General features: G+C 72.5%; 26 protein-coding genes. 12 read left to right on the top strand and 14 right to left on the bottom strand.

What is annotated here, in order from left to right:
- Positions 1 to 90 precede the first annotated feature (90 nt).
- On the top strand, positions 91 to 717 hold the full coding sequence (locus ACFO4E_RS11400) for a TetR/AcrR family transcriptional regulator (RefSeq protein ID WP_378573702.1): 627 nt from the start codon (positions 91 to 93) through the stop codon (positions 715 to 717).
- A gap of 269 nt (positions 718 to 986) precedes the next feature.
- On the opposite strand, the gene ACFO4E_RS11395 is transcribed toward ACFO4E_RS11400, so the two are convergent.
- The 4 genes from ACFO4E_RS11395 to ACFO4E_RS11380 form a co-directional block, all read right to left on the bottom strand.
- Positions 987 to 1,748: an SDR family NAD(P)-dependent oxidoreductase gene (locus ACFO4E_RS11395; protein WP_378573700.1), complete on the bottom strand. Its 762-nt coding sequence runs from the start codon at positions 1,746 to 1,748 to the stop codon at positions 987 to 989.
- Between the two features lie 26 nt (positions 1,749 to 1,774).
- Positions 1,775 to 2,575, bottom strand: coding sequence for an SRPBCC family protein (locus tag ACFO4E_RS11390; protein WP_378573698.1), 801 nt, complete (start codon positions 2,573 to 2,575; stop codon positions 1,775 to 1,777).
- Positions 2,572 to 3,159, bottom strand: a complete 588-nt coding sequence (locus ACFO4E_RS11385) for a helix-turn-helix domain-containing protein (RefSeq protein ID WP_378573696.1) — start codon at positions 3,157 to 3,159, stop codon at positions 2,572 to 2,574. The genes ACFO4E_RS11390 and ACFO4E_RS11385 overlap by 4 nt, the downstream gene beginning before the upstream one ends.
- Before the next feature lie 95 nt (positions 3,160 to 3,254).
- On the bottom strand, positions 3,255 to 3,857 hold the full coding sequence (locus ACFO4E_RS11380) for a class I SAM-dependent methyltransferase (protein ID WP_378573694.1): 603 nt from the start codon (positions 3,855 to 3,857) through the stop codon (positions 3,255 to 3,257).
- Between the two features lie 319 nt (positions 3,858 to 4,176).
- Here ACFO4E_RS11380 and ACFO4E_RS11375 point away from each other — a divergent pair, with 319 nt between their 5' ends.
- The 4 genes from ACFO4E_RS11375 (at position 4,177) to ACFO4E_RS11360 (ending at position 8,543) form a co-directional block, all read left to right on the top strand.
- Positions 4,177 to 4,761 carry a helix-turn-helix domain-containing protein gene (locus ACFO4E_RS11375; protein ID WP_378573692.1) on the top strand — a complete coding sequence of 195 codons (585 nt, stop codon included), beginning with the start codon at positions 4,177 to 4,179 and terminating at the stop codon, positions 4,759 to 4,761.
- A gap of 259 nt (positions 4,762 to 5,020) precedes the next feature.
- Positions 5,021 to 6,400, top strand: a complete 1,380-nt coding sequence (locus ACFO4E_RS11370; RefSeq protein ID WP_378573690.1) for a cation:dicarboxylate symporter family transporter — start codon at positions 5,021 to 5,023, stop codon at positions 6,398 to 6,400.
- On the top strand, positions 6,397 to 7,293 hold the full coding sequence (locus tag ACFO4E_RS11365) for a LysR family transcriptional regulator (RefSeq protein ID WP_378573688.1): 897 nt from the start codon (positions 6,397 to 6,399) through the stop codon (positions 7,291 to 7,293). The genes ACFO4E_RS11370 and ACFO4E_RS11365 overlap by 4 nt, the downstream gene beginning before the upstream one ends.
- Positions 7,287 to 8,543, top strand: coding sequence for an alkaline phosphatase family protein (locus ACFO4E_RS11360; RefSeq protein WP_378573686.1), 1,257 nt, complete (start codon positions 7,287 to 7,289; stop codon positions 8,541 to 8,543). The genes ACFO4E_RS11365 and ACFO4E_RS11360 overlap by 7 nt, the downstream gene beginning before the upstream one ends.
- Positions 8,544 to 8,634: 91 nt before the next feature.
- Here ACFO4E_RS11360 and ACFO4E_RS11355 read toward each other — a convergent pair whose 3' ends face one another.
- Both ACFO4E_RS11355 and ACFO4E_RS11350 read right to left on the bottom strand, forming a co-directional pair.
- Entirely contained in the window at positions 8,635 to 9,630 is a 996-nt protein-coding gene (locus tag ACFO4E_RS11355) for an ABC transporter substrate-binding protein (protein ID WP_378573684.1), read from the bottom strand.
- A gap of 150 nt (positions 9,631 to 9,780) precedes the next feature.
- Positions 9,781 to 10,731, bottom strand: a complete 951-nt coding sequence (locus ACFO4E_RS11350) for a phosphotransferase (protein ID WP_378573682.1) — start codon at positions 10,729 to 10,731, stop codon at positions 9,781 to 9,783.
- Positions 10,732 to 11,452: 721 nt separating this feature from the next.
- Here ACFO4E_RS11350 and ACFO4E_RS11345 point away from each other — a divergent pair.
- The 4 genes from ACFO4E_RS11345 (at position 11,453) to ACFO4E_RS11330 (ending at position 16,137) form a co-directional block, all read left to right on the top strand.
- Positions 11,453 to 12,079 (top strand): TetR/AcrR family transcriptional regulator, encoded by a 627-nt coding sequence (locus ACFO4E_RS11345; protein ID WP_378573680.1) that lies wholly within the window; start codon positions 11,453 to 11,455, stop codon positions 12,077 to 12,079.
- A gap of 18 nt (positions 12,080 to 12,097) precedes the next feature.
- Positions 12,098 to 13,669 carry an FAD-dependent monooxygenase gene (locus tag ACFO4E_RS11340; RefSeq protein WP_378573678.1) on the top strand — a complete coding sequence of 524 codons (1,572 nt, stop codon included), beginning with the start codon at positions 12,098 to 12,100 and terminating at the stop codon, positions 13,667 to 13,669.
- 348 nt (positions 13,670 to 14,017) lie between these two features.
- Entirely contained in the window at positions 14,018 to 15,073 is a 1,056-nt protein-coding gene (locus ACFO4E_RS11335) for an AraC family transcriptional regulator (protein WP_378573676.1), read from the top strand.
- Between the two features lie 422 nt (positions 15,074 to 15,495).
- Positions 15,496 to 16,137, top strand: coding sequence for a TetR/AcrR family transcriptional regulator (locus ACFO4E_RS11330; RefSeq protein ID WP_378573674.1), 642 nt, complete (start codon positions 15,496 to 15,498; stop codon positions 16,135 to 16,137).
- 46 nt (positions 16,138 to 16,183) lie between these two features.
- Here ACFO4E_RS11330 and ACFO4E_RS11325 read toward each other — a convergent pair whose 3' ends face one another.
- The 3 genes from ACFO4E_RS11325 to ACFO4E_RS11315 all read right to left on the bottom strand — a co-directional run bounded on the left by ACFO4E_RS11325 (position 16,184) and on the right by ACFO4E_RS11315 (position 17,584).
- Positions 16,184 to 16,570: a barstar family protein gene (locus ACFO4E_RS11325; protein WP_378573672.1), complete on the bottom strand. Its 387-nt coding sequence runs from the start codon at positions 16,568 to 16,570 to the stop codon at positions 16,184 to 16,186.
- A 31-nt stretch (positions 16,571 to 16,601) separates the two neighbouring features.
- Complete coding sequence (locus ACFO4E_RS11320) at positions 16,602 to 16,982, bottom strand: guanyl-specific ribonuclease (RefSeq protein WP_378573670.1); 381 nt, start codon at positions 16,980 to 16,982, stop codon at positions 16,602 to 16,604.
- Between the two features lie 248 nt (positions 16,983 to 17,230).
- Positions 17,231 to 17,584 (bottom strand): winged helix-turn-helix transcriptional regulator, encoded by a 354-nt coding sequence (locus tag ACFO4E_RS11315; RefSeq protein ID WP_378573668.1) that lies wholly within the window; start codon positions 17,582 to 17,584, stop codon positions 17,231 to 17,233.
- A 166-nt stretch (positions 17,585 to 17,750) separates the two neighbouring features.
- Between ACFO4E_RS11315 and ACFO4E_RS11310 the strand changes: the two genes are divergently transcribed.
- Positions 17,751 to 18,641: an NAD(P)-dependent oxidoreductase gene (locus ACFO4E_RS11310; protein WP_378573666.1), complete on the top strand. Its 891-nt coding sequence runs from the start codon at positions 17,751 to 17,753 to the stop codon at positions 18,639 to 18,641.
- A gap of 113 nt (positions 18,642 to 18,754) precedes the next feature.
- Here ACFO4E_RS11310 and ACFO4E_RS11305 read toward each other — a convergent pair whose 3' ends face one another.
- The gene (locus tag ACFO4E_RS11305) at positions 18,755 to 19,351 is read right to left on the bottom strand and encodes an HD domain-containing protein (protein WP_378573664.1); all 597 of its coding nucleotides are present in this window, start codon (positions 19,349 to 19,351) and stop codon (positions 18,755 to 18,757) included.
- Positions 19,352 to 19,531: 180 nt separating this feature from the next.
- A complete protein-coding gene (locus ACFO4E_RS11300) occupies positions 19,532 to 19,864 on the bottom strand; it encodes a hypothetical protein (RefSeq protein ID WP_378573662.1) in 333 nt (110 codons plus the stop codon).
- Between the two features lie 832 nt (positions 19,865 to 20,696).
- Here ACFO4E_RS11300 and ACFO4E_RS11295 point away from each other — a divergent pair.
- Complete coding sequence (locus ACFO4E_RS11295) at positions 20,697 to 21,683, top strand: helix-turn-helix domain-containing protein (protein ID WP_378573660.1); 987 nt, start codon at positions 20,697 to 20,699, stop codon at positions 21,681 to 21,683.
- Positions 21,684 to 21,861: 178 nt separating this feature from the next.
- Here ACFO4E_RS11295 and ACFO4E_RS11290 read toward each other — a convergent pair whose 3' ends face one another.
- Together ACFO4E_RS11290 and ACFO4E_RS11285 are read right to left on the bottom strand one after the other, a co-directional pair.
- A complete protein-coding gene (locus ACFO4E_RS11290) occupies positions 21,862 to 22,068 on the bottom strand; it encodes a hypothetical protein (protein WP_378573658.1) in 207 nt (68 codons plus the stop codon).
- 55 nt (positions 22,069 to 22,123) lie between these two features.
- Complete coding sequence (locus tag ACFO4E_RS11285) at positions 22,124 to 23,014, bottom strand: ChbG/HpnK family deacetylase (protein WP_378573656.1); 891 nt, start codon at positions 23,012 to 23,014, stop codon at positions 22,124 to 22,126.
- A gap of 206 nt (positions 23,015 to 23,220) precedes the next feature.
- On the opposite strand from ACFO4E_RS11285, the gene ACFO4E_RS11280 reads away from it, so the two are divergent.
- Entirely contained in the window at positions 23,221 to 23,856 is a 636-nt protein-coding gene (locus tag ACFO4E_RS11280) for a GntR family transcriptional regulator (protein WP_378573654.1), read from the top strand.
- 9 nt (positions 23,857 to 23,865) lie between these two features.
- Here the strand turns inward: ACFO4E_RS11280 and ACFO4E_RS11275 are convergent, their stop codons facing one another.
- Positions 23,866 to 25,038, bottom strand: coding sequence for an L-talarate/galactarate dehydratase (locus ACFO4E_RS11275; RefSeq protein ID WP_378573652.1), 1,173 nt, complete (start codon positions 25,036 to 25,038; stop codon positions 23,866 to 23,868).
- Positions 25,039 to 25,125: the final 87 nt, after the last annotated feature.

Below are 25,125 nucleotides of genomic sequence, written 5' to 3'. Positions count from 1 at the left end.
GGGAGAAGGGAAGGGCGGTCGCCCCAGATTTGGTTTTACGTGTATATATTCAATATAGCGAGCGGATGTATCGCTGGACGCAGGGGGACCATGGACGACGGAACAGGACGGCGCCGATACGACTCACTGCGCCGCACGGCGCAGGCACGGGAGACCCGGTCCGAGATCGCCCGCGCCGCCCGCCGGCTCTTCGTCGAGCAGGGATGGGCGGCCACGGCGGTGCGCGACGTGGCGCGGACGGCGGGAGTCTCCGTGCCGACCGTCTACTCGGCCTACGGCGGCAAGACCGGGCTCACCCTCGCGCTGGCCGACTCCGCCGACCTCTCGGCCGGCATCCCGCGGATGCTCGCCGAACTCGACGGGGCCGGGGCCGCGCCCGCGCGGCAGCTCGCCGCGATGTCCGCCTACGACCGGCGCCTCTACGAGCGCGCGGGCGACGTGATCACCCTGGTCCGCGAAGCGGGGCGCACCGAGCCCGAGCTGGCGACGACCTACGCCGACGCCCGCCGCCGCGGCGACGAGACCCGCGTCCAGGTGTTCTCCGCGTGGCCGGCCGGCACCCTGCGGCCGGGCATGGAGGTGGCCGACGCCGTCGACGTCTACGCGGCCCTGTGCAACATCGACGTCTACACCACCCTGACCGCCGAACGCGGCTGGACACCGGACCGGGTCGAACACTGGTGGGCAGACGCCCTGGTCCGCGAGCTCCTGGCCTGAGCGGGGCGGGCGCCCATCCGCCCGGCGGCCCCGGTCCCGGCCCGGGAGCGGCGGAGCGGGCTACGGCGCCGGCGGTCGGGGACCGGGCCGGACGCGCCACCGGGCGGGGGCGTGCGGGGAATCGGCGCCCGGCCCGGTTCGACGCCTCCGCCACCTTCGACCCGGACCCGCCCCACCGTGCCCCGGTCCCCGCGCGCCGCCGTCCCGGCGCATCCGGCGGGGACCGGGGCGGCCGCGGCCGCGGGCGGGACCGCGCCCCCCGGGCCGGCTCAGTCGGTGACGGCTCCGGCGGTGATGTTGAGCGACGTCGCGGTCATGGAGCGGGCGAGGTCGGACGCCGCGAACGCGGCCACGTTGCCCACGTCGGCGAACGTCGCCGCGCGCTTGAGCATCGTCTTGCCGACGATCATGTCGGTGATGGCCTCGCGGGCGCCGAAGTCCTCAGGGAGGCTCTCGGTGATGCCGCCGGTGTGCAGCGCCAGCACCCGGATCCCGTACTCCCCGAGCTCCGCCGCGAGCTGGCGGCGCAGGACGTCGACCGCGCCGAGGGCGACCTGGAACCCGCCGATCGCGTAGTCGCGGATCGGCTCGCCGCCGCCGTCGCCCCCGAACGTGAGGATGACGCCCGACCGCTGCCGGACCATGTGCCGCGCCGCGGCACGCGCGGTGATGAACGTGGAGCGCGTCGCGATGCGGACCGGGCGCTCGAAGTCCGCCAGGGACATCCCGACCAGCGGCGTCCCCTGGACGTCGGCGACGTCGATGACGCTGACGGAGATGTCGACGCTGCCCGAGCCCGCGGCGACCGCGTCGGCGTGCTCGTCGACCGCGGCCTCGTCGAGCGCGTCGAGGACGGCGGTCTCGGCGCGGCCGCCGTCGGCGCGGATGCGTTCGGCGACGGCGTCGAGTGTCGCGCGGGTCCGGCCCGCGAGGTGGACCTTCGCGCCCTCGCGGGCGAACGCGGTGGCGAGTGCGGTGCCCACCCGGCCGCCGCCCCCGTAGACGATGGCGTTCTTGGCATCGAGCAGCATGACGGTCGGTTCCCTTCGGTGGTCGGTCAGGTCGTGTTCGCCGCGGTGAGGCGGGCGAGCCAGTCGCGCCACCGCGGGAGCTCCCGGGCGGCGACGGCGTCGGCCCCCGGCCCGAACAGGCGCCCGGTCACGTTGACCGAGAGTGTGACGGCGTCCATGGGGAAGCTGGAGATGGCGAACAGCGCCGGGCAGGGGCGCCGCGCGCGCAGCAGGATGAAGTAGGGCCCGAGGTGCTCGACCGTCCCGCTCACGGGCGGCGCCCCCTCGGGGGTGCGAAACGACGCGCCGGCGGTGGCGCCGCCCAGCCCCAGCGACTCCCGGACGGCCGCGCCCACCTCGGCGCGCGCGCCCGGCGGAGCGCCGACGGGCGCCATGAGGTCGAGCCGGGCGGCGGTCCGGCCGGGGAAGTGGGTGGCATAGGAGCGCAGGAGCAGCAGGGCCATCCGCCACCCCGTGCCGGTCTCCTCGGCGACGTCGTCCCAGCCCGCGCCGTCGGCGTACAGGCTGCTGACCACGCGCACGACGCAACCGCCCTGCTCGCGGGCCTCCACGAGGAACTCGGTCGCGATCGAGGGGGCGGGCGCAACGGCCCGCTCCTCGTAGGCGAACCGGTGCGGCGGCTCCCAGGCGGTCACCGTGGCCGAGGAGTCGGGTGCGAAGGGTCCTCTGCGCAGCCGGACGGCGCCGCCCTCACGGGGTTCGGCCTCGGTGGGGAAGAACCACGCCGCGCTGCCGGAAACGGTCGTGATCGCCCGCCAGACGTCCTCGGGAGTGGCCGGGACCTCCATCTCGGAGTGGGCGGCGTGCGCGTCGCGGTCGTCGCTCATGCGCCGCCGTCCTTGGGGCGGGGGTGGACGGCGACCAGGAGCCGCTGCCACCGGCCGTCCGGTGCCTGCTCGTCGTGGTACTTCGCCGCGATGCGCGCCACGGCGGTGGCGAGCTCGTCGGCGAAGTCGGCGCGGTCCTCCGGTGTGGCGAAGCGGATGTCGGTGTCGAGCGCGACGACGGGCAGGGCCTTGCCCGCGCGGGCGGCGCGCCGCGCCAGCGCGCCGACCTCGCGGACCGCCCTGGCCGCGAGCGCGATCAGGTAGGCGGCCGACATCCGGTCGCCCTCGGGCGCCGGGGCGCGCTCGGCGCCGAGCGGTTCCGGCGCCACCACGTAGCCGGCGGCGGTGGCCACCAGCAGCCGCTCGGTGAGCCCGCCCCACGTGCGGGTCTCGGCCACCTCGACCAGCCCGTGCGCCTCCAGTTGGCGTAGGTGGTAGTTCACCTTCTGCCGGGTCAGCCCCACCCGCGCGGCCAGCGCCGCGGCCGACGCCGGCCGGCGCAGTTCGGCGAGCAGCCGTGCGCGTATCGGGTCGAGCGCCACCACGGCGGCGGCTGGATCGGCGATCACCTCGATGTCCTGCATGCCCTCCAGGAAAGCCTTGACAAATGAATTTGTCAAGGCTTCCCGTGCGGATATCGCGCGGCGCGGCGATTGCGGCCCGGCGGTGCCGGGCGGCGTCACCGCCCGCGCCGCGCCCGCAGGACGGTGTCGCGCGTGTGGCGGGTGCCCGCGGGGGCGGGAGCGGTCCGCGGGCGGGTCTCGGCGACCAGGACGGTCCAGCCGTCGTCGAGGAGGCCGGCGATCTCGGCCGGCCGGTAGTAGGCGTCCGGATCGAAGCCGTGCTCATGGTCGGGTGGCAGGTCGGCGGTGTCGTGGCTGCCGAAGAGCAGCGTGCCGCCGGGGGCGACCGCGTCCAGCAGGCCGCGCAGCGCGGTGTGGCCCGGCTCGCGCACGAGCGGGAAGTACTGCGCGGACACCAGGTCGAACGCGCCGGCCGGCGGCGGAACGGCGGTCAGGTCGGCGTGCCGCCACGCCACGCGGCCGGCGACGTCCGCCCCCGCGGCGGCGGCGCGCCGCAGGGCGACGCGGGAGATGTCGACCGCGGTGACCAGCCAGCCGCGCCGGGCCAGCCACAGGGCGTCGCCGCCTTCACCGCAGCCCACGTCCAGCGCCTGCCCCGGCGGCAGGCCGGCGGCTTCGGTGACGAGTACCCCGTTCGGGTCGCCGCTGAAGAGCCGGTCGCGACTGCGGTACCGCTCGTCCCAGGACTGTTCGCCCATGTCGCCCATGTTCCTTGCCTCCGTGATGGGTCGGGTGTGGTCGAGAAGCCGTGGTGCCGGTCGCCCATGACCTGTTCGCACAGGCGCGCCTCCGGCTCCCGGAAGGAGGGGCCGCGCCGGGCGCGCACGGCGCGGCGGGTGCCGTCGGCGATGAGGCCGGCGCCGCATGTGCGCCGCCGACCCGCCGCCGACGACCACCGCGTCATACCGGACACCGCCGCGGGCCGTCGTGACCGCCTCCGGCACCAACCTGCCGCCACCGGCGGCCGGATGACAAAGCCGTTTGCGGAAACCGCAAAACCCTGGGCATAGTCGGGGTATGAGCGACGAGTTCGACGCCGTACTCAGTGCGGTCGGCCCCCGGCTGCGCGAGATGCGCCGCCGCAGGGGAGTGACCCTGACCTCGCTGTCGGAGAAGACCGGCATCCCGGTCAGCACCCTGTCCCGCCTGGAGTCCGGCCACCGCAAGCCGGGCCTGGAGCTGCTGCTTCCCCTGGCGCGGGCCTACCAGGTGCCGCTCGACGAGCTCGTCGACGCCCCGGCCAGCGGCGATCCGCGGGTCTACCCCCGGCCCACGACCTACAACGGCATGACCGTCATCCCCCTGACCCGCAACCCCGGCGGACTCCAGGCGTTCAAGCACATCCTCCCGGCCGGCCCGGCCGACCTCGAACCCGACCCGCGCTCGCACGAGGGCTACCACTGGCTCTACGTCCTCAGCGGACGCCTGCGCCTGGTGCTCGGCGACCAGGACCTGGTCCTCGTCGCGGGCGAGGTCGCCGAATTCGACACCCACCTCCCGCACTGGTTCGGCAACGCCGACTCCCACCCCGTCGAATACCTGAGCATCCTCGGCCCCCAGGGCGAGCGCTTCCACGTCCGGGCCCGCTACCGGCCCTCCTGACGCCCCGCCCGCCACCCCTGGGGAACCGCGGGCCGACGGCGGAGCCGCGCCGACCGCGAGGCGCCCCAGCGGCCCGCACGCTCCGCTGTCGCCGCGGATATCCCGATACCCCCTATTGCCGTTTCGTCCCTGTGCCCCGTGCTGTTCACGCGCAGGTCCAGCGGCGTTCGGGGCCGGTCGCGTTCACGGGCGCAGAGTCGGGACCAGGACGCAGAACATCCATTCAGCTCTGTCGCGTCCCCGTGGAGATGAGGTAGGTATGACCGATCCGGGAATACGGGCCCGGGCCCCGATCCGCCGCGGCTGGTACCGCCGGCTCTATGTCTGGGTGCTCGCGGGCATGGTGCTCGGCGCCGCGACCGGACTGATCGCACCGGAGTTCGGCAGGTCGCTGGAGGTCCTCGGCGACACCTTCGTCAGCCTGCTGACGATGGTGCTCGGGCCGATCATCTTCTGCATGGTCGTCGGAGGCATCGCCGCAGTCGCCGACCTGCGCCAGGTCGGGAAGGTCGCCCTCCGGTCGATCGTCTACTTCGAGATCGTCACCACGATCGCGCTCGTCCTCGGCCTCTCCGTGGTCAACCTGGTGCGCCCGGGCGACGGGATGGGCGTGGACGCGGACGCGCTGACGGTGAGCGACGAGGTCGCCGAGGGCACCGAGGCCGGGCGGGACCTGCACTGGACCGACTACTTCACCCAGCTCGTCCCGGACAACATCATCGGCGGCTTCGCCGAGGGAGCCGTGCTCCAGGTCCTGTTCTTCGCCGTCCTCTTCGGGATCGCCCTGGTCGTGATCGGCGAGCCGGCGCGCCCCATCGCCCGCGGGATCGAATCCCTCTCCCGCGTGCTGTTCACCATCGTCCGCTTCGTGACCTACGCGGCGCCCGTCGGCGTGTTCGGCGCCATGGCCTACACAACGGGGAGCTTCGGCGCGGCCACCATCGGCGCGCTGCTGAAGCTGATCGCCACCTTCTACGCCACGTCCGCGGTGTTCGTGGTCGTCGTCCTCGGATCGGTGCTGCTCCTGGCGGGGCTCAACCCGCTCCGGGTGCTCCGCTACTTCCGTTCGGAGGTCCTGCTCGCGCTCGGGGCCTCGTCCTCCGAGGTCGCCATCCCCGGAATCGTGCGCAAGCTGGAGAACGTCGGGGTGTCGAAGGGCACCGCCGGCATCAGCGTCAGCGCCGGATACTCGTTCAACCTCGACGGCACCTGCATCTACCTCACACTGTCGGCCATGTTCATCGCGCAGGCGCTGGGCATCGACCTGTCGTTCGGTGAGCAGCTCCTGCTGCTGGCGGTGATGCTGCTCTCCTCGAAGGGGACCGCCGGCGTCACCGGGGGCGGGTTCGTGATGCTGACGACCACGGTCTCCTCCCTGTCGATGATCCCGCTCTCCGGAGTGATGCTGGTCTTCGGGATCGACCGCTTCATGTCCGAATGCCGCGCGGTGGTCAACGCTCTCGGCAACGCCGTTGCCGGGCTCGTCATCGCACGCTGGCAGGGCGAGATCACCGCGGCCGACGCCACGGCGATCATGAGCGGCCGCGGGCAGGGGCGGGCCGCCGGCCCCGGGCGGGAAGGCGCCGCGACATCCGCCGAGGCGGCCCCCGCACCGGTCCCCGCGAGGCCGGCGCCATGAGCGGGCCCAGCCTCCAACGGCTCCGGGTGTTCGTCGCCGTGGCGGAGACCGGCGGCTTCAGCGCGGCCGCCCGCGCGCTGGAGATGGCGCAGTCGTCGGTATCGACCCACCTCCGCCACCTGGAAGCCGAGATCGGGGGTACCCGGCTGTTCGACCGCACGGCGGGCGCCGTGACGCTCACCCTCGCCGGCGAGACCCTGCTCGGCTACGCGCGCCGCGTCCTCGCCACCTACGCCGAGGCCGTCGACAGCCTGCGGCGGCTCGGCCACGGCCCGGTGCGCGGGACGCTGTCCATCGGCGGGACCGCGACCGCCGGCGAAGGGGTCCTGCCCCGGCTCCTGGTCGCCTATGCCCAGCGCCACCCGCAGGTCGATCTCGACCTGCGGATCGACAACACCACCGAGACGCTGCGCCTGCTGGACACGGGCAAGGTCGGGCTGGCGCTGGTCGCCGGGCCCCGTGCCGGACCCGACAGCGTGCTCGTCGCCGAGGAGCCCCAGGCCGTCATCGCCGCCGCGGACCACCCGTTGGCGGGCGTCGCCGCCGTCGACCCGGAAGTCCTGCGCGCCAGCACGGTCCTGGTCCGCGAACCGGGCTCCACCACCCGCGAGTACCAGCTCGAACTCCTCGGGCAGTGGGGGATCCCCAGCGCCCGCGTATGGACCGTCAGCAGCACCGCGGCGATCGTGCACGCCGTCGCCGCGGGCCTCGGTATCGCGTGCGTGACCAGAGGAGCCGCCGACACCGTGCTCCGGCTGGGCCGGGTCGCGGAGCTCAACCTTGATCCGGCCCCCGCAACCCGACCCGTTCACCTCGCCCTGCGCCGCGGACGCTCGCTGAGCGGACCCGAGCAGGCGTTCGTCGCCCTGGCCCGAGAAGGAACCGCATGCTGAACACGATCGAAGCCAACGACCGGACCTACCGGATCCCCCACGAGCCGACCGTGGTCTTCACCATCGACGGCGGAGACCCCGACTACATCGACGACGCCCTGGCGCGCGGGATCATGCCGCGGCTGGCCGCGATGCTCGCCGACGGCGGGCAGTACCGCCTCGGTGCCTCCGAGATGCCCAGCCTGACCAACCCCAACAACCTGTCGATCGTCACCGGTGTCTCTCCCGCTCTGCACGGTGTCCCCGGGAACTACTGCCGGCTGGAGGACGGCGCCCTTGAGCTGCTGAACGATCCGCGGTTCCTGCGCGCGCCGAGCATCCACGCCGTCCTGGCGGAGCACGGCGTGGCGACCCTGATGGTCACGGCCAAGGAGAAGCTGCGCCGGCTCCTCGGCAACGGCGGGGTCCCCAGCGTGAGCGTCGAGAAGGCGGCCGAGACGGGGCTGCCCGAGTACGGCATCCCCGACCTCCCGCGGCTCGTCGGCACCGAACCCCCGGGCATCTACGACTGGGACGCCAGCCACTACGCCATGCGGATCGGGCTCGCGGCCTACCGCGCACGCCGGGACCTGCGCCTGCTCTACGTCTCCCTGACCGACCGCGTGCAGCACGCGGCCGCGCCCGGCGACGAGCTCTCCGACCGGTTTCTCGTGGGGTTCGACGCCCTGCTCGGCGAGTACCTCGACGAGGGCTTCGTCGTCGGGATCACCGCCGACCACGGCATGAACGCCAAGCACGCCGACGACGGGACGCCGTCCGTCCACTACCTCGCCGACGTCCTGGAGCAGGCGGGCGTGGCGGTCCACGACATCGTCCTGCCCATCACCGACCCCTACGTCCGCCACCACGGCGCCCTGGGGTCGTTCGCCTGGATCTACCTGCCGGAGGCCGAGCACGGCCGCGCCAGGGAGGTCCTCGCGGCGCTTCCCGGTATCGAGGAGGTCTGGAACCGCACCGATGCCGCGACCGTGTACGAGCATCCGCTGGACCGGATCGGCGACCTCGCGGTCACCGCGTCGGCCCACGTCGCGCTCGGCGGACGCGAGCAGGACCACGACCTCTCGGCACTCCACGGCGCGCTCCGCTCCCACGGGGGCCGCCACGAGCAGCCCGTCCCCCTGATCACCAGCCGCCCGGTGTCCGGCCCGCTCGCCGCGCGCTACCACGCGGGGGTCCTGCGCAGCCGCGACCTCCACGACCTCGTCCTCAACCACCTGGCGAACCCGGACCGCGGGACCGCCCGGCGCTAGCGAGTGCGCCACCCGCGGCCGCCGGGCGGGACGGCGGGTCAGCGGCGGCCGGGGCGGTCGGGGCGCTCCGGCCCCCGCCTCAGGCCGCGGGTCAGTCGCCCAGGGCCGCGGAGAACACCTGGGGTGCCTCGTCGAGCGCGTGGGCGATGCCCAGGGTCGATCCGCTGGAGAACGCGTTGACCAGGTCGGGGTCGTCGAGGACGACGAGGCGCCCGTCCCGGGCCGACGGGATGGAGTTCAGCAGCTCGTTGTCCGCCAGCTCCGCGGCCTCCATGCCGATGGGGAACACGACGGTGAGGTCGGCGTCGAGCGTCTCGACCTCCTCAAGGCCCAGGTCGACGTAGAACTCGTCCCCCGCGAGGTCGTTGATCTCGGGCTTGCTCTCGAATCCGAGCTCCTCCATGAAGTCGACCCGGGAGTCGCCCGGAACATAGGCGCCCAGCCTGTCGCCGTAGAACGCCCCGACCGCGACGGTCCTGCCCTCGAACTCCGGGTGCTCCGCGGCGACCTCGGCGAAGCGCGCCTCCAGGTCGGCGATGAGCTCCTCGCCCTTCTCCACCTCTCCGAGGGCGAGGGACACCTGGGTCATCTGCTGGCGCCACGTGGTCCCATAGGACACCTCGACCCCCTGCGGGGGGTCGACCACGGGCACGAACTCGCGCACCGTGGAAAGCGTCGATTCCTGGCCGTCGGACCGGGTGTTCAAGACGACGTCGGGGTCGAGGTTGGCGACGGCCTCCGCGCTGACCTCCATCGTGCCGAGGTCCGCCGGCTCCGCGTCGAGCAGGTCCTCGGCCCACGGCCCCACACCCTTGCCCCCGTAGGCCTGCCAATCGCTCAGCCCCACGGGCTGCACCCCGAGCGCGAGGGCCGCTTCGGCGTCGGACCAGCCCAGCGCGACGACGTCGGTCGGCTTCTCGGCGATCTCCACGTCTCCGTGCACGGTCTCCACGGTCACGGGGAACCCGCCGCCGGCCGCGGCTCCCTCGCCGTCGCCGGCGGGCTCGGCCCCGCATGATGTCGACAGCGCCAAGGCGAGCGCCCCTGCCGTGAGGGCCGTTGCCCGCCGGATCAACCGCTGCTCCATCGATACCCACTCCGTCCGCGACAGCTGAGGCTTACCTAACTTCGCCTGATCCTAGCTTCGTGGACGCACGGGTCGCGCACCGGGTCGACGCCCGCCGACCTCGGCGTCGCCCGCTGTGACGCCGCCCGTGCGGAGGGCGTGCGGGCGGCGTCAGCCGGTCGCGCCGCCGGCGAACGGCGTCTCCCGCCATTGGGCGATGGCCGGCGTGATGTAGTCCACCAGCACCGGCAGTTGCGGCACGAGCGAGAGACAGGCGATGGCCCGCAGCATCCCCACGGCGTTGGCGAAGCGCAGGACGTCCTCGTCCAGCGGCCGCATACCGTTGCGCCGCGCGCCGCGGTCGTAGGCGGATGCGCCCTCGGGGCCCATGCCGGCCAGGTCCCATTCGACGGGGCCCAGCGTGACCAGTTCGAAGTCGGCGTACAGGTCTCCGTCTACGCCCGGGAAGATGTTCGCGGGCGGGGTGTCGCCGTGGATGGGCTGGAGGTCGATCCCCGGGTACGCGGCCTCGAACGCCGCGCGGGACCGGACGAGGGGTTCCAGGACCCGCCATTCGCGGCCCGCGCGGTCCAGATCGGCCGGACCGATGAGATCGGGGCGCTCTTCGAGGTAGGCGAGGCCCTCCGTGATGAACAGCGGTTCGGCCGAGGACAGGAACGACAGCCCGCCCGGGTACGCGCGCATCGCGGCGTGCAGGTCGGCGACGACCTCGGAGTTCGCCACGTAGTCGGGCTCCTTGTCCCGGTCCTCCTCGACGAACTGCCAGAAGGTCATCGAGAACCCGTCGCGCTGAACGGGCTCCCGCGGTACGAGGGGGCTGGGCGGGATCACGGGGGTTCCCTGGTCGGCCAGCCACCGCGCGACGTCCAATTCCGCCTGCTGGCGGCGCGCCAGCGAACCGGGGTCCGTGGAGTGCGGCAGGACGGTGGGCACCCGGGCCACCACGGGTGCGGGCGCGAGGTGGACGACGACGGAGAACATGTCGTAGAGCACCTTGGCGTCGGTCACGGTCAGACCGAGGTCGCGCCCTGCTCCGACAGCGGCGTCGACTGCGGCGGGGGAGCGGTCGGCGGCGGGTCGCGGAGTCACGGAGTCGGTCATGGCCCGATGGTTCCATGCCGCCGCCCGCGCAGCGATCATCACCCCGGAGGCCGTGCTCACCGGGGCCGCCGAGACGAGCCTCGGGGGTGGGGGAGTGGGGCGGGCGGGGGCTGCCGGTCTCCGTGGGCGGGGGACTCCTGAGTGGGCAAGGCGCGCGTCTCCGTCGGACGGGGACCGGTCAGGTGCCGGGCGCGAAACCGCGATCGGAGTCTTCGCGGAGCCCATGAAGAGCATCGCCGCATTGAAAAAATCTACTATGTAAAGGTGTCCCGGGAGGTGCCTCGCGCCTCCCGTCAAAACCTCCAAATAATAAGGAGCGGCTACGCCGCCCTCACTCAACAGCGGGCGCCTCATGCCTGCGTAGGGGATCAGGGGGTCGGCGACCGCGCCGACGAGGGCCGCGCGGCGGTCTCGGGCGTGGGTGCCGCGATGGCTCGACAGCGGGCATCCGCTCGACGCGGTCGTGGTGCCCGGCGAAGGTCCGCTGTGACGATCCGTCGAGGGCGGTCGCCAGAGGCCCGGGGGAGACCCGCTCGGGCGCGTGGTGCCGATGGCCTCGGTTGCCGTGCGCCTTGTGCCGCACAGGATCAGTCGTTTCGATCTCTCGTCCGGCGCTGTGTCGCGGCCGCGCGATACCCAGCGGGTATCGCGCACTGGTCCTCATTTTCTGCCTATTGGGAATAGTTGCCTATGAGGCAAGTTTGCCGCTACCGTGGAACGCATGCCGACAGAAGACGGTCCGCGCATGGGCCTGCGCGAGCGTAAGAAGCAGCGGACACGGGACGCACTGAGCCAGGCGGCGGTCCTGTTGATCGTGGAGCGCGGGTGGGGCGGGGTGACCGAGGAGGACATCGCCGCAGCGGCCGACGTCTCCGTTCGCACCTTCCGCAACTACTTCTCGGGCAAGGCCGAAGCGGTCGCCGCCCGCCACGTCGACCGCGTGCGGCGGATCGCCGGCGAGCTGCGCGCCCGGCCCGCGGCCGAACCGCTGTGGGAGGCCGCCGGCAACGCCGTGCGCGGGCAGTTCGCCCCCGAACACGACATCGACCGGTCGGCGCATGAGCGCCACCGGGCCGACGGCATCCGCCTGATGCTCAACGAGCCCGCACTCCAAGGCGAACTCGCCAAGGCCCATGCCGCGGCCGAGGCCGAGCTGACCGCCGCGATCGGTGAGCGCACCGGCACCGACCCCGTCGGCGACCTCTACCCGAAGCTGGCGGCCGCGGCCCTCGGTGCCACCCTCAGCGCCGTCATCACCCACTGCCTCCAGGCCGAACCGCCGCTGCCGCTCGGCCAGGTGCTGGACGAGGCGCTCGACCGGCTCACCAGCGGCCTGCCCGTCCCCTGAACAAGGAAGCGATACACCATGGACACCGACGTCGTCATCATCGGAGCGGGCCCCAACGGCCTCATGCTCGCCTGCGAACTCGGGCTGGCCGGCATCCGCCCGACCGTGCTCGACAAGATCCCCCATCCCACCGACGAGCCCAGGGCCAACGGCGTGCTCGGACAGGTCGTCACCATGCTCGACCGCCGCGGCCTCTACGAGCGCATCTCCGGCGACCCGAAGCGGCCCGCCCCCGCTCCGTTCTTCATGTTCGCCGCGATGGGCCTCGACCTCGGCCTGCTCGACGACAACCCCGTCCACGTCCTGCCGGTGCCTCAGCCGCGCCTCGTCGCGATCCTCGCCGAGCGCGCCGCCGAACTCGGCGCCGACATCCGGTGGGGACACGAGTTGGTGGGCCTGGAACAGGACGACGCGACCGTGACCGCCGAGGTCGCGGGCCCCTCAGGCCCCTACCGCCTGACCGCGCGCCATCTGGTGGGCGCCGACGGCGGGCACAGCCCCACCCGCAAGCTCGCCGGCATCGCCTTCCCCGGCGTCAGCCACGACCGCACCACCACCCGGCTGGCCCACGTCAGTTTTCCCCAGGCATGGGCGGATCCCGCTACGGGCGGGCTGAACGTCCCCGGCTACGGGGCGGTCCCGCCGTTCCTGGCGCAGCGTACCGAGCAGGGCGGATTCACCTATGCGCCCATCCCCGGCCGGCCGCCCCTCGTCTCCACCGTCGAGTGGGACCGGCCCGGGACCGACGCGCCGATGAGCCTGGCCGAGCTGCGGGAGAGCGCCGGGCGGGTGCTGGGCGTCGACGTCGCCCTCGGCCCGCCTTCCGGCGACGGCCCGCATGCGCTGCGCCGGCTGGTGGGGGGCAACAACCGGCGGGCCGAGCGCTACCGTGACGGCCGGGTGTTCCTTCTCGGCGACGCCGCCCATGTGGACAACGCGGGGGGACAGGGGCTCAACCTCGGTATGCAGGACGCGGTCAACCTCGGCTGGAAGCTCGCGGCCGATGTCCGAGGGGAGGCGCCGGCGGGGCTGCTGGACTCCTACGACACCGAACGCCGGCCGGCCGCCGAGCGCGTCATCATGTACGCCCAGGCGCTGGCGGCGCTGTTGGCGCCGGGCAGTGAGGTCACGGCGCTGCGCGAGCTGTTCGGCGAGTTGCTGAGCGACCGGAGTACGGTGCGGCGCCTGGCCGGCCTGACCGCGGGAACCGATGTGCGTTACGCGATGGGTGCGGCCGATCCGCACCCGCTGGTCGGCTACTGCGCCCCGGACCTGGATCTGGCCGCGCCGCGGGGTCGGGTCCGGCTCGCGGAGCTGGCCCGCACCGGCCGCGCGCTGCTCTTGGACCTCACCGGCGGCGGTGCGGTCGCCGAGGAGCTGGCCCACCTGTACGACGACCGGGTGGACATCGTGTGTGCGCGCCCGGAGTCGGCGGCGCCGGCGGCCACCGCGCTCCTGGTCCGGCCCGACTCCTATGTCGCGTGGGCGTCCTCTTCTCCGCACCCCTCCGCTGAGGAGCTGGGAGAGCTCCGCGCCGCGGCTCGGCGCTGGTTCGGTGCTTCCGCGCGGCCCGCCGGGGTGGCGCGGTAGCGGGCAAGCTCATCGGGAGGCGAGGGGGTTGCGGTTCGGGGGGTTGCGCGAGGGGACCGGACACGTGGGAGGTGTCACTGCTACCGGCGATTCCGCATGGCGGTAGATCGCGCTGGACGAGGGGGCGGTGCGACGAACCGGATCCCGGGGGTGTTTCGGGGGTGGCCGAAACCCCCCGGTGGTCCTTCTGGCCACCGCCCCCCGGCGGTGTGGACAATGGCCACCCGGACCCCCGACTCCTGCCACACTGAACGATCCCGTCCCCATGGGACACGCGCGTGCCACGGGTGGATCGGCCGTGGGCTTCGGAGGGGGGCGGAGAGCGGGCCCGAGGAGAGGGGAACTCCAGTGATCGATTCGACCTTCACCAGCGAGGACTTCCCGCGGGAGGAGCGGTTCGACCGCTGGCGCGGCTGGGTGACGGGAGTCTTCGCGCCCATGGAAGTACGCAGCGAGCACACGTATGATTTCGAGTTCCGCCAGCGTCACCTGGTGCTGGGGCCTTCGGTGGTGTGGCCGGCGGACACGCCCGCCATGGCCCTGAGCCGGACCCCGGCGCTGATCCGTGCCTTCGACCCCGGCGTGTACCACATCGGCCTGGTCCAACGCGGCTCATGCGTCACCGACTGGGACGGCCGGCGCCAGACCGTTCAGCTCCCCGGCCAGGTGCAGGTCAACGACAGCTCATGCCCCTCCACGGTGCGGATCTCCGACCGCGACGGCCGCTACAAGGTCATCGCGATGAGCGTTCCCCGCGACCTCGTGACGCTGCCCCGCAAACTGGTCGCCGAGGCCATGGCCGCGCCGATCTCGTATCGGGAGGGCGTGGGCGCGCTGCTGGCGGGCTTCGTCGCCCACCTGGCCGCCAACGCGGCGTTTCTGAGACCGGCGGACGCGTCCCGGCTGGGCATGGTGCTGGCCGACCTGGTGGCGACGGTGCTGGCCCATGCCGTGGAGCAGGAGAAGGCGCTCACGCCTGAGGCGCGCCGGCGCGGATTGCTGCTGCGTGCGCAGGCGTTCTTCTTGGCGAACCTGCACGACTCGGGCCTGGGTCCGGAGGATGCCGCCGCGAGTCTGCACATCTCGGTGCGCCATCTGCACCAGCTGTTCCGGCCGACCGGTACCACGGCATCGGCGTGGGTCCGCGCCCAGCGGCTCGAGCGCGCCCGCCGCGACCTCGCCGACCCCGCCCTGGCCCACCTGTCCGTCAGTGCGATCGCCCGCCGCTGGGGCTATACCCATCCCGCCACCTTTCACCGCGCCTTCCGTGCCGCCTACGGAACCTCGCCGATCGACCACCGCGATCAGATGCGGGACGGGTACGTGGTGGGTTCCGCCGGGCGGGTGCCGGTCGTGCCGGCATCCGCTCCCGGCGGGGTCCGGGCGGGCGCCTCCGGCCGCTGAAGGCCGCCCTCCCACCGGCCGGCCGAGCGCGTGTGGCGGCGGGGCGGGGGCCCGGTCCGCGGGGGAGGCGCGCGGCCGGTGCCGGTGGGCGGGCGCCGGTGCCGCGGGTCCGCCGGGCCGGTGTCAGGGGGCGAGCAGGGGGAGCGCCGTGAAGGTGTGGTCCTGCCATAGTCGTAGGCGGGCCGGCCCGACCCCCGCCGTCGGCGGCGTCCGCATGGCCTTCGGTGAGAAGGCCGGCCGTTCGGCCCCGGGGACGAGGTGGCGGGCCGGTCGGGGTGTGCCGATGACCGTTTCCGGCGCGCGGTTGCGTAGGCTTCCGGCGTTCGGCCTCGTCGGCTCGGGCGGGGGCTGCGGCGGCGTTGGGGGACCGGCCGCCCGCGCAGGACTGCGGTCCCGTTGTGACGACGATGATGGCGGATGGAATGCGACAGGACGAGCGGGTCAGTGCGACGCGGGCGTCGCTGCTGGGCGCGGCGGAGCGGCTGTTCGCCGAACGCGGGGTCTACGCGGTGGCCAACCGCCAGATCAGCGAGGCCGCGGGGCAGGGGAACAATGCCGCGGTCAACTACCACTTCGGCACCAAGGCCGACCTCGTCCGCGCGATCGTGCGCAGGCACTCCGAGCAGATCGAGTTGATCCGGGCGCGGCTGGTGGCCGGCGTCGTCGACGCCGACGACCTGCGGGAGTGGGTGGCCTGCGCGGTTGTGCCGACGACCGGGCACCTGGCGGACCTGGGCCACCCGAGCTGGTATGCGCGGTTCATCGCGCAGGTCACGGCCGATCCGGCGCTGTATGCGATCACGAAGGAGGAGGCCGCCGCCACCGCTCCGTCGATGCGCGCGCTCAAGGAGGGGCTGAACCGGTGCCTGCCCGACCTGGACGCCGGGGTGTATGAGGAGCGCTCCGCCATGACGCGGCACCTGATCACGCAGATGTCCGTCGAGCGGGAGCGCGCACTCGCCCAGGGCGGCCCCACCCTCCAGTCCAGCTGGGAGGACCTCGCCACCGGCCTCACCGACGCGATCACCGGGCTGTGGACGGCTCCGCACACGCCCCGGCCGTGATCGACGCAAGGAGCGGCCGCGCGTCGTCGCCGGGGCGGTGGCGCCGCTAGTCCAGGTGGAGTCTGCCCGGAGCCTTGGTCTCGATGATCTCGATCAGCCAGTCGAACACGGTGGGCCCCTGGCCGGCGGCGGCCCGGTCGAGCCGGGCCTGGACGGCGGTCCGGTTGGCGGGGTGGGTCCGGTCTCTGCGCAGTTGGAGCTGGCGTATGGTCTCGGCGTATCCGAGGGACCGGCGCGATGCGTCGTGGTCGCGCCATTCGATGATGAAGTCGGCGTCGTCGGGGGTGCCGAACCCTCCGCTCAGACAGTCGGCGAACGCGTCCAGGTTCGTTCCGAAATAGCCGCCCGGGCCGTTCACGGCCTCGCCGATGACCTGCCAGAAGCGCTCCAGGCTGGTCACCTCGCGGCCCTCGATCACGTAGGTCGCTGTCATAAGCGGAGGGTATCCGGCCTTCCGTTGCGGGTCAGCAGTCGTAGTCGACCAGTCTGAAGGATGCGTAGTGGTCGGCGGTGTAGTAGTCCTCCTGGGCGGAGTCGCCGGTCACGATACGGCGGGCGCCGCGGTCGGGGGAGCCGGGCGTCTCGACCGTGTACTCGCGGTAGTAGCCGGTGTCCTGGGGCGGGAGGAGACCTTCCCGGTTGTAGAAGGTCGAGCCGTCCTGGGGGTAGGGGAAGGGGCCGCCGGCCTCGATGAGGTCGAGCGTGTCGTGCGCTTGGGAGGGCAGCGCGGTGTAACAGACGTTTCCGACGTCGGCCTGGGCTGGGGCGGTCGTGCCGCCGACGAGGAACGCCGTCAGGAGGAGGGCGGCCCCGCCGATGCGCGTGATCCTTGTGGAAGATCGCATACCCAACATTGAGCGGCGCCGGTCCCGCCCGCGTCAATCCCCGCCGACCGGAACTTCACGCGAAGAATCCGTGCCTTTCGGCGTCCCGCCGCCCTGACCGGCCGTCCCGACCTGCACGGTCCCCACATCGATGCGGGGCGTCGGCGCCGCCGGAGAATTCCACGGTCTCCCGCCGCGCACGCACCTCGGCGATCGTGGTTCGGCGGCCGGTCGCGTTCGCAGCCGTGGGCGGCGCTCGTTCGCACGGGTCATCGAACCCGGTCCCAGGCGATGTCCTCGATACGCGCGATGTTCCGCTCACCCCACTCACCCAGCGGCGCCATCGCGGAGTTGAGGGAGTGGCCGAACGCGGTCAGCGAGTACTCGACTTTCGGCGGGACCTGGTGGAAGACCTCGCGGTGCACCAGACCGGTGGTCTCCATCTCCCTGAGTTGCAGGATCAGCACCCGCTCGCTGATGCCGGGGACCGCGCGCCGGAGCTCTCCGAAGCGCAGGGCGCCGTCCCCGAGCGCGAACAGGATCAGTCCCTTCCATTTCCCTCCCATGACGGCGATGGCGGCGTCGAGCCCGCAGGTGAACGTCCGCTTCTTCGTCTCTTCCACCGAGTCCCTCACTTACATTTTGAGCAGTACCTGAGAAGATTGTAGGTACTTGTATCTACGTCAGTGCGGGCACCAGCATGGACGGGGCGCCGCGCCACGATCGCCACGGCATCCCCGGCGCGCCGTCCACTCTTCCTTCTCTTCGCGACGTGACTGGAGCATGCACATGACCGGGATTCATCCGACGCCGGTGACCGTCATCGGGTTGGGCTCGATGGGCGCTGCGCTGGCCGGGGCGTTCGTGCGGGCCGGGCATCCGACCACGGTCTGGAACAGAACCGCCGCGAAGGCCGCGCCTTTCGTGGGGATGGGGGCCGTGCACGCGCGATCCGTCGAGGACGCGGTGGCGGCGAGCCCCATCGTCGTGGCCTGCCTCACTACATTCGATGACACCCGGTCGGTGCTGGAGCCGGCCGCTGCGGCCTTGAACGGGAGGGCTCTGGTCACGCTGAACAGCGGGTCGCCGGCCGGCGCTCGCGCAACGGCCGCCTGGGCTACCGGCCACGGCGCCCGGTTCCTGGCCGGAGCGGTCAAGAACGTCCCCTCGGCCGTGGGTGCGCCCGACACCCTGCTGTACTACAGCGGCGACGCGACCGTCTTCGCCGAGTTCGAGGCGACACTGCGCGTGCTGGGCGGCGATACCGTCCACCTCGGTGAGGAGGCCGACCTCGCCGCCCTCTTCGAGATGGCGGTGGGCGCGATGCTGCTTCCCGCGCTCGTCGGCTTCTTTCAGGGGGCGGCGGCGCTTCAGGCGCGGGGACTCCAGGTGCACGCCATGGTCCGGTTCGCCGGGAAGTGGCTGGACATGATCAAGTCCCTGCTGCCGGTGTACGCCGCGGAGATCGACAGCGGCGACTACACCGATGCCGCCTCCTCGGTGAACCTCTTCCTCGCGGGCTCCGCGCACGACGAGGACCTGCGCCGGGAGACGAATGTCGACACCGACTGGCTCGCCCCGCTCAACGACCTGGTGAGGCGGGCCGCCGCGGCGGGCCATGGCGAGCACAGCATCTCCGCCCTCACCGAAGTGCTCCGGCAACCGGGACGATCGGCGTGAGACCCCCGCCGGACCCGCCCGGACGCCCAACGGCGGGCACGACCCGGCCGTGCTCCTTCGCCCGCACCGATTCGCTCGGCGTGCCGGTCGCGGTCGCGGTCCGCGGGGGAGCCCTACCTCAGCCCGTGGCCGTGGGCGCTCATGAGGGGAGCGAGGTCGGGCTCGCCGAACCGCTCCATCATCGACTGGAACCTCGACGCCTTGTCGTCTCCGAAGCGGCGGAGGGATGCCAGATAGGAAGCGGTGGACACGAACACCGGTGGATCGGTCTTGCTGTGGAACTTGTCCGCATACATCACCACCTCCTCCTCGACGGATTCCGCCAGGTAGTCCCCGGCCGGGATGGGAAGCCCCTGGCGTCGTATGTCCGTGCGGCTGAGTCCCATGCCCGTATGGCACGAGCAGAACCGGCAGAGTTCCTCCGCAATCCCCTCCCCGGCCAGGAGGTCGTGGCCGATGACCCCGTGCCGCACATAATCGGCGCGGTCGATTTCCCCGGACGGTCCGTACAGGAGGTAGACCCCGATGTCATGGAGGAGGCTGCCCGCCCGGACCAGATCGGCGTCGATCCCGGCCTCGCACCGGCCGAGCAGTTGTTCCGCGATTCCGCAGACGATCTGGGAATGTGTGTACACGAGGTGAAACGCTTCCGGTGAAGGCGCGTACCGCTCGTGCAGGGCGCGGATTTCTTCGTTGGTGGGGATCGGCATGCATTCGATGGTAATCCGCCGGCCCGTTTCGTTTCGGATGGACCGCGGTCGGTGCCCACGGGTTGTCCGGTGCGCCGCCCGGCCGCGTGGCGATCACTCTGGAACTCCCGATCGCCGCGGGGCCGGCCGTTCGGGTACGCGTACGTGTGAGTGATCACACGGCCCGCGCGACAGCCCGGATCATGCCCGTGTGAGGATTCCTGCGCTGTAGCCGTCGGTCTGGGCGGGGCAGTAGACGTAGGAGGTGACACCGCTGCCGGCATTTCGCCATACCGGCGCGTGACGGGTGATCATGGGCCCTCCGCTCCAGGGGTCACAAAGAACGACCGCCTTGTACTGGCCTGAACCCGATTCGCATTCCGCCGCAGCGCTGATTCCGCGGAGTTCGTACCAGCAGTCCTCCGGCCACGCCGCGGCTGGTGCCGGGGCCGCGGCAGCAGCGGACGGGAGGCCGGCGACGATTCCGGCGGTCAGCGCGGCAACGCCGACCAGAGAGGAAATCCGCTTTCTCATGTGGAACTCCTAGTGAAGTCGCAGGTGAAAATTAGACCCGAGTTTCAATGCCGGCGTTCGTAGCCCGGCCGTTTCCCTGGCAATACGCGTAAGATATTTGGTTCCCGTAGTACATCCACGGGCCGTAGTGGTCCCTCACGTCTCCGTCGTCCGGGTCGGTGCACAGGACGATGGCCCGGAAGGACCCGCCGTTGGCGCTGCTGCAGGACGCGGCGGATCCCAGGTTCCACAGGTCGTACGTGCAACCGGTCGGGCGGGCCATGGCCTCAGCATCCGACGCGGCGCTCGCCGTCCCCGTCAAACCCATCGCGCACAGCGACACCAGGCCCAGCAGCATTATCGATCTCTTGAGCGCGGTCATTCGAAGTCCCTTCGTTCCGAGGTCGAATTCTTCAGGACCGGTCGTCCGCAGCGACATCAGCCGCGAATGTCGTCGATTCTGAGCGCATGGCTCTCTACACCACGCGCACACTTGTCCTCGCGGAGGCACGGCGGACACGGTGGAGTCCACGCGGCCCCGCGGCGCTCTCGTCCCTGAGCAGGGGCGAGGGGAGCGGTGGTGGGGCGGCGCGCCGGAGAGCACGCCGGGTCCGGCAGCGGCCGCACGCGCCCGGCGGCTCTGCCCGTCCTGTCGGGAGAGTTTCGGCGGAGCCCGAAACACCAGTGGGATCCCTGGCCACGGCCCCCGACGGTCCGGACGATGGCCACCCTGCGATCCGACTCCTGCCACATGGGAACGATCCTGTCCCACAGACACTCGAAAGTGACAGTGATGGACCGGACGGGCTCTGCGAGCGGGAACGCGAGCGAGCCCGATGAGAAGGGAACCCTGGTGATCGATTCGACCTTCACGGGCGAGGACTTCCCGCGGGAGGAGCGGTTCGAGCGATGGCGTGGCTGGGCGGCTGAGGTCTACGCCCCGATGGACATGCGCAGCGACCACACGCATGATTTCGCGTTCCGCCAGCGCCACCTGAATCTGGGGCCGACGGTGGTCTGGCCGGCGGACGTGCCCACGATGGTCCTGAGCCGGACGCCGGCGCTCGTCCGCGCCTCCGACCCCGGTATGTACCACATCGGGCTCGTCCGAAGCGGCGCCTGCGTCACCGACTGGCACGACCGCCGCCAGACCGTCCACCTCCCCGGACAGCTCCAGATCAACGACACCGCGCGCTCGTCCACGATGCGGTTCTCCGACAACGGAGACGGCCGCTACAGGGGGACCGGGATCAAGGTCCCCCGTGACCTCATCGGCCTGCCCGCCAAGCTCGTCGCCGAAGCCGCCCGCGCACCCATCTCCTACCGGGAGGGCGTGGGCGCCGTGCTGGCCGGCTTCGTCGCCCACGTCGCCGCCAACGCGGCGACCCTGAAGCCCGCCGACGCGTCCCGGCTGGGCACGGTGCTGGCCGACCTGGTCTCCACCGTGCTCGCCCGCGCCGTCGACCAGGAGAAGGCGCTCACCCCCGAGGCGCGCCGGCGGAGCCTGCTCCTGCGCGCGCAGGCGTTCTTCCTGACCAACCTGCACGACCCCGGCCTCGGCCCCGACGCCGCAGCCGCGCACCTGCACATCTCCGTGCGCCACCTGCACCAGCTGTTCGGTCCCACCGGCACCACCGCCGCCGCCTGGATCCGCACCCAGCGCCTCGACCGCGCCCACCGCGACCTCACCGACCCCGCCCTGGCCCACCTGCCCGTCAGCGCCATCGCCCGCCGCTGGGGGTACACCCACTCGACCACCTTCGGCCGCGCCTTCCGCACCGCCTACGACACCACACCCACCGACCACCGCCACCAGAGCCAGGACCGGGGCGCCTGCTAGCAAGGAATACGACTGCGGCACGGTCGAACTCCGCCAGATCCGACAGAGCCGACGAGAGATTCCTGGCTCGGCCCGCTGTCCGCAGCGCGATGTGCCGCATCGCGGAATCGTCGGGGCGAGCAGAATCGAGGCATTGGTGTCGTCGAGCATGAAGTGCCCACCGCACAGGTAGGCGTCCTCACCGGCCTCGGATCCGATCCGCACAGCGCCCGCGGCGCTGGCCGACCCGCACGCCCGGCGCGAGGTCGCGGCGCTGCTCGCCCGCCGGCTCGGGTTCGACCCGGGCCCGGCCGACGAGCTGCTGCGGGAGTGCCGGCGTTCGTTCGTCAACGTCTTCGACATCCTCGCCGACCGGTTGCGGTTCGTTGATCGAGGAGATCGACACCGCCCTCGCGGCGGCGCGCGGAGCGGGGACCCGCGGCCGATGAGCAGGGGCGCCGTCAGCGCCCGGCGGCACGGCGCCAGGCCTGCTGGAGCGGCCGGTAGTCGATCACCGTGATCTCCTCCTCCACGAGGAGGTCACGGGCCTGCGGCGAGGTCAGGAACGCGTGGTCCCTCCGCCGGACGCCCCTGCCGCCGTCGACGGCGTGCGCCGGGTCGGCGGGGCCGGGATGCACCGCCCACTCGCTGAGGCCGGGCGCGAGTCCGCGGAGGAGCCGGGCGTATTCCGCCTCCTTGGCGTCGGGGGCGAGGGAGAAGCTGTCCACGAACGGGTGGTCGACGACCGGCCGGCCGCGGCTGCGCAGCCTCTGGCGGGCGGGGTCGAGCCAGACCCGCACCGCCAGGCCGTATTCGTCGGCCAGCGCCACGGCGAGGTCGAGGATGTCGGTGCGACCGCCGTCGGCGAGGCAGTGGAAGTCCAGGTGTGTGGGTGCGAGGCCGGCGTCGGCCACGGCGTCGATCTGCGCGCGGAACTCCCGTTCGACATGGTCGGGGCGGGCCCGTGCGAGGAGCAGGGGAGCCTGCGCGGGTGTGAACAGCGTCCCGTCCGGGGCGAGCAGCGAGGACACCGTTCCTGCGGCGGCCCGCGGTCCCCACCGGGCGCCGGCGGTCTCGCAGACCAGGGTGAGGTGGATCCCGAACGCGATGCGGGGCCGTTCTCGCAGCAGCCGCAGGGCGTGGTCCGCGCCCGGGCACGGCACCATCACGCTGCAGGAGCCGGCGATACCGTTCTCGATCGAGTCGATGACCGCGGCGTTGATCGCGTGGTTCATTCCGAGGTCGTCGGCGTTGACGATGAGCACCCGGGCATCGGGCGGATGACCCAGGAGCTCACTCGATGCCGCCACGGGCATGGCGGGCGCGGGCTCAGGGGCGTCGCGTGCGTCCATGCCCGCAGTGTGGACGTGCGGCCGGCGCCTGCGCACGCGGTTTTCGCCCGCACGGGCCCGCATCCGCACCGCGGTGTCGTCGGCCCGTCGGCCCGTGGGCGTGGCTGCGGGGCCCGACCGATCCACCGTCCACCGCATGGGATGGTAGGGGCGTGTCCGGTGATCGAGGGAAGAAGACGCCTGAGAAGCGTGGTGACGGCCCGCGCATGCCGGCGTCCGACGTGCTCGCGGAGCTGCGTGAGCAGGTGATGTACGGGGGGATCACCCCCGGATCCCGGATCAACATCGACGCGGTGGCGCGCGACCTGGGGGTCTCGGCGACCCCGGTGCGCGACGCGCTGAACCGGCTCGAGGCGGACAGGCTCGTCGTGTACACCCAGGGCCGCGGATACACGAGCGCGCCGCTGCTGGACCTGGCCGGGCTGCGGGCGCTCTACGAGTACCGGCTGCTGATCGAGCCGTGGGCGGCCCGCCGGGTCGCCACCGACATCCTGGTCAACCCGGCGGGCGACCTGCGCCGGGAGCTGGCGCAGGCGGGGGAGCTGCTCTCGGGGGAGCGGACCGCGAAGCTCGACATCGTGATGCACGACGTCCGGTTCCACGAGACCCTGATCCGGGCCACCGGCAACCCGTTCGTCGTCGACGCCTACACCCAGACGCACTGCCACGTCCACACCTACCGGCTCTACGGAGACCGGGTCTCGCCCCGGGCGACGCTCGCCGAGCACACGGCCGTCGTCGACGCCGTCGCCGCGCAGGACGGCGACGGTGCCGCCGAGGCCATGACCGCGCACATCACCAACTCGTTCAGGCGGTTCGCGAGCACGCTGTCCGAGCGGTAGCGGTAGGCGTCAGCGCGGCCGGGCGATCAGGCGCGTATCGCTGGTCAGGGCCCGGGCCTGCTCGCTGAGGGTGAGGCCGAGGCCGGGTGCGGCGGACAGGTGCATCCGGCCGTCCGCGATGCGGATCCGCTCCTCGAACAGCGGCTCGAGCCATTCGATGTGCTCGACCCACACCTGGCCCGGGAACGTCGCCGCCAGCGGCAGGTGGAGCTCCATCACGAAGTGCGGCGCGAGCTGCAGCCGGGCGCGCCGGGCCTGTGCCAGGACGTCGAGGAACGGGGTGACCCCGCCGATCCGCGGGGCGTCGGGCTGGAGGACGCCGGCGGCGCCGTGGTCGATCAGCTTCTCGAGATCGGCGCTGCTGCCGGCCATCTCGCCGGTGGCGATGGGTGTGCGCACGGAGTTCGCGAGCGTGGCGTGCCCCGCGACGTCGTGGGCGGGGAGCGGCTCCTCGATCCAGGTCAGATCGAACTCTTCCAGGGCCTGGCACATGCGCTGGGCGCGCGGCCGGTCCCACTGCTGGTTGGCGTCGACCATGAGCGGGAGATCCGGTCCGAAGCGGTCGCGGACGGCGGCCACGCGCTGGAGGTCGACCCGGCGGTCCGGGTGGCCGACCTTCAGCTTGATTCCGCCGATGCCGGCGGCCAGCGACCGCTCGGCGGCCTCGATGACCTGCTCGATCGGGGCGTTGAGATACCCGCCGGAGGTGTTGTAGCAGGGCACCGAGTCCTGATGGGCGCCGATGAGCTTGGCCAGGGGCAGGCCCGCCCGGCGTGCCTTGAGGTCCCAGAGGGCGGTGTCGAAGGCGGCGATGGTCTGGATGCCGAGCCCGCTGCTGCCCGCGGAGGCGTTGAGCCAGACCAGCTTCTCCCACAGGCGGGAGATGTCGGCCGCGTCCTCATCGATCAGCGCGGGGGCCAGCTCGCACGCGTGCGCGTACTGGGCCGGGCCGCCGCTGCGCAGCGAGTAGCCGAACCCCATCCCCGCGCAGCCGTCCGAGGAGCGGATCTCGACGAGCAGCACGGCCACCTCGGTCAGCGGCTTCTGGCGTCCCGTGTAGACCTTGGCGTCGCTGATGGCGTGCGGGAGCGGGACCCGGACGGACGACACCCGGATCTCGGCGATCCGGTCGGGGGTGTACTCGGCCGGAGTGCGCAGTGGCGGGACGGGGGTGGCGGTCATGAGGTCCTTTCGGTGGGTGGGGGGAGCGTCGTCGGGCGTTGCGGCCACGGGTGATCGGGGGGCGCCGCCGGGATCGCACCGTAGGAT

It is taken from the genome of Nocardiopsis mangrovi, assembly GCF_042653925.1.
In the GTDB taxonomy this organism is placed as follows: domain Bacteria; phylum Actinomycetota; class Actinomycetes; order Streptosporangiales; family Streptosporangiaceae; genus Nocardiopsis_B; species Nocardiopsis_B mangrovi.
This window is presented reverse-complemented; position numbering and strand designations above follow the sequence as displayed.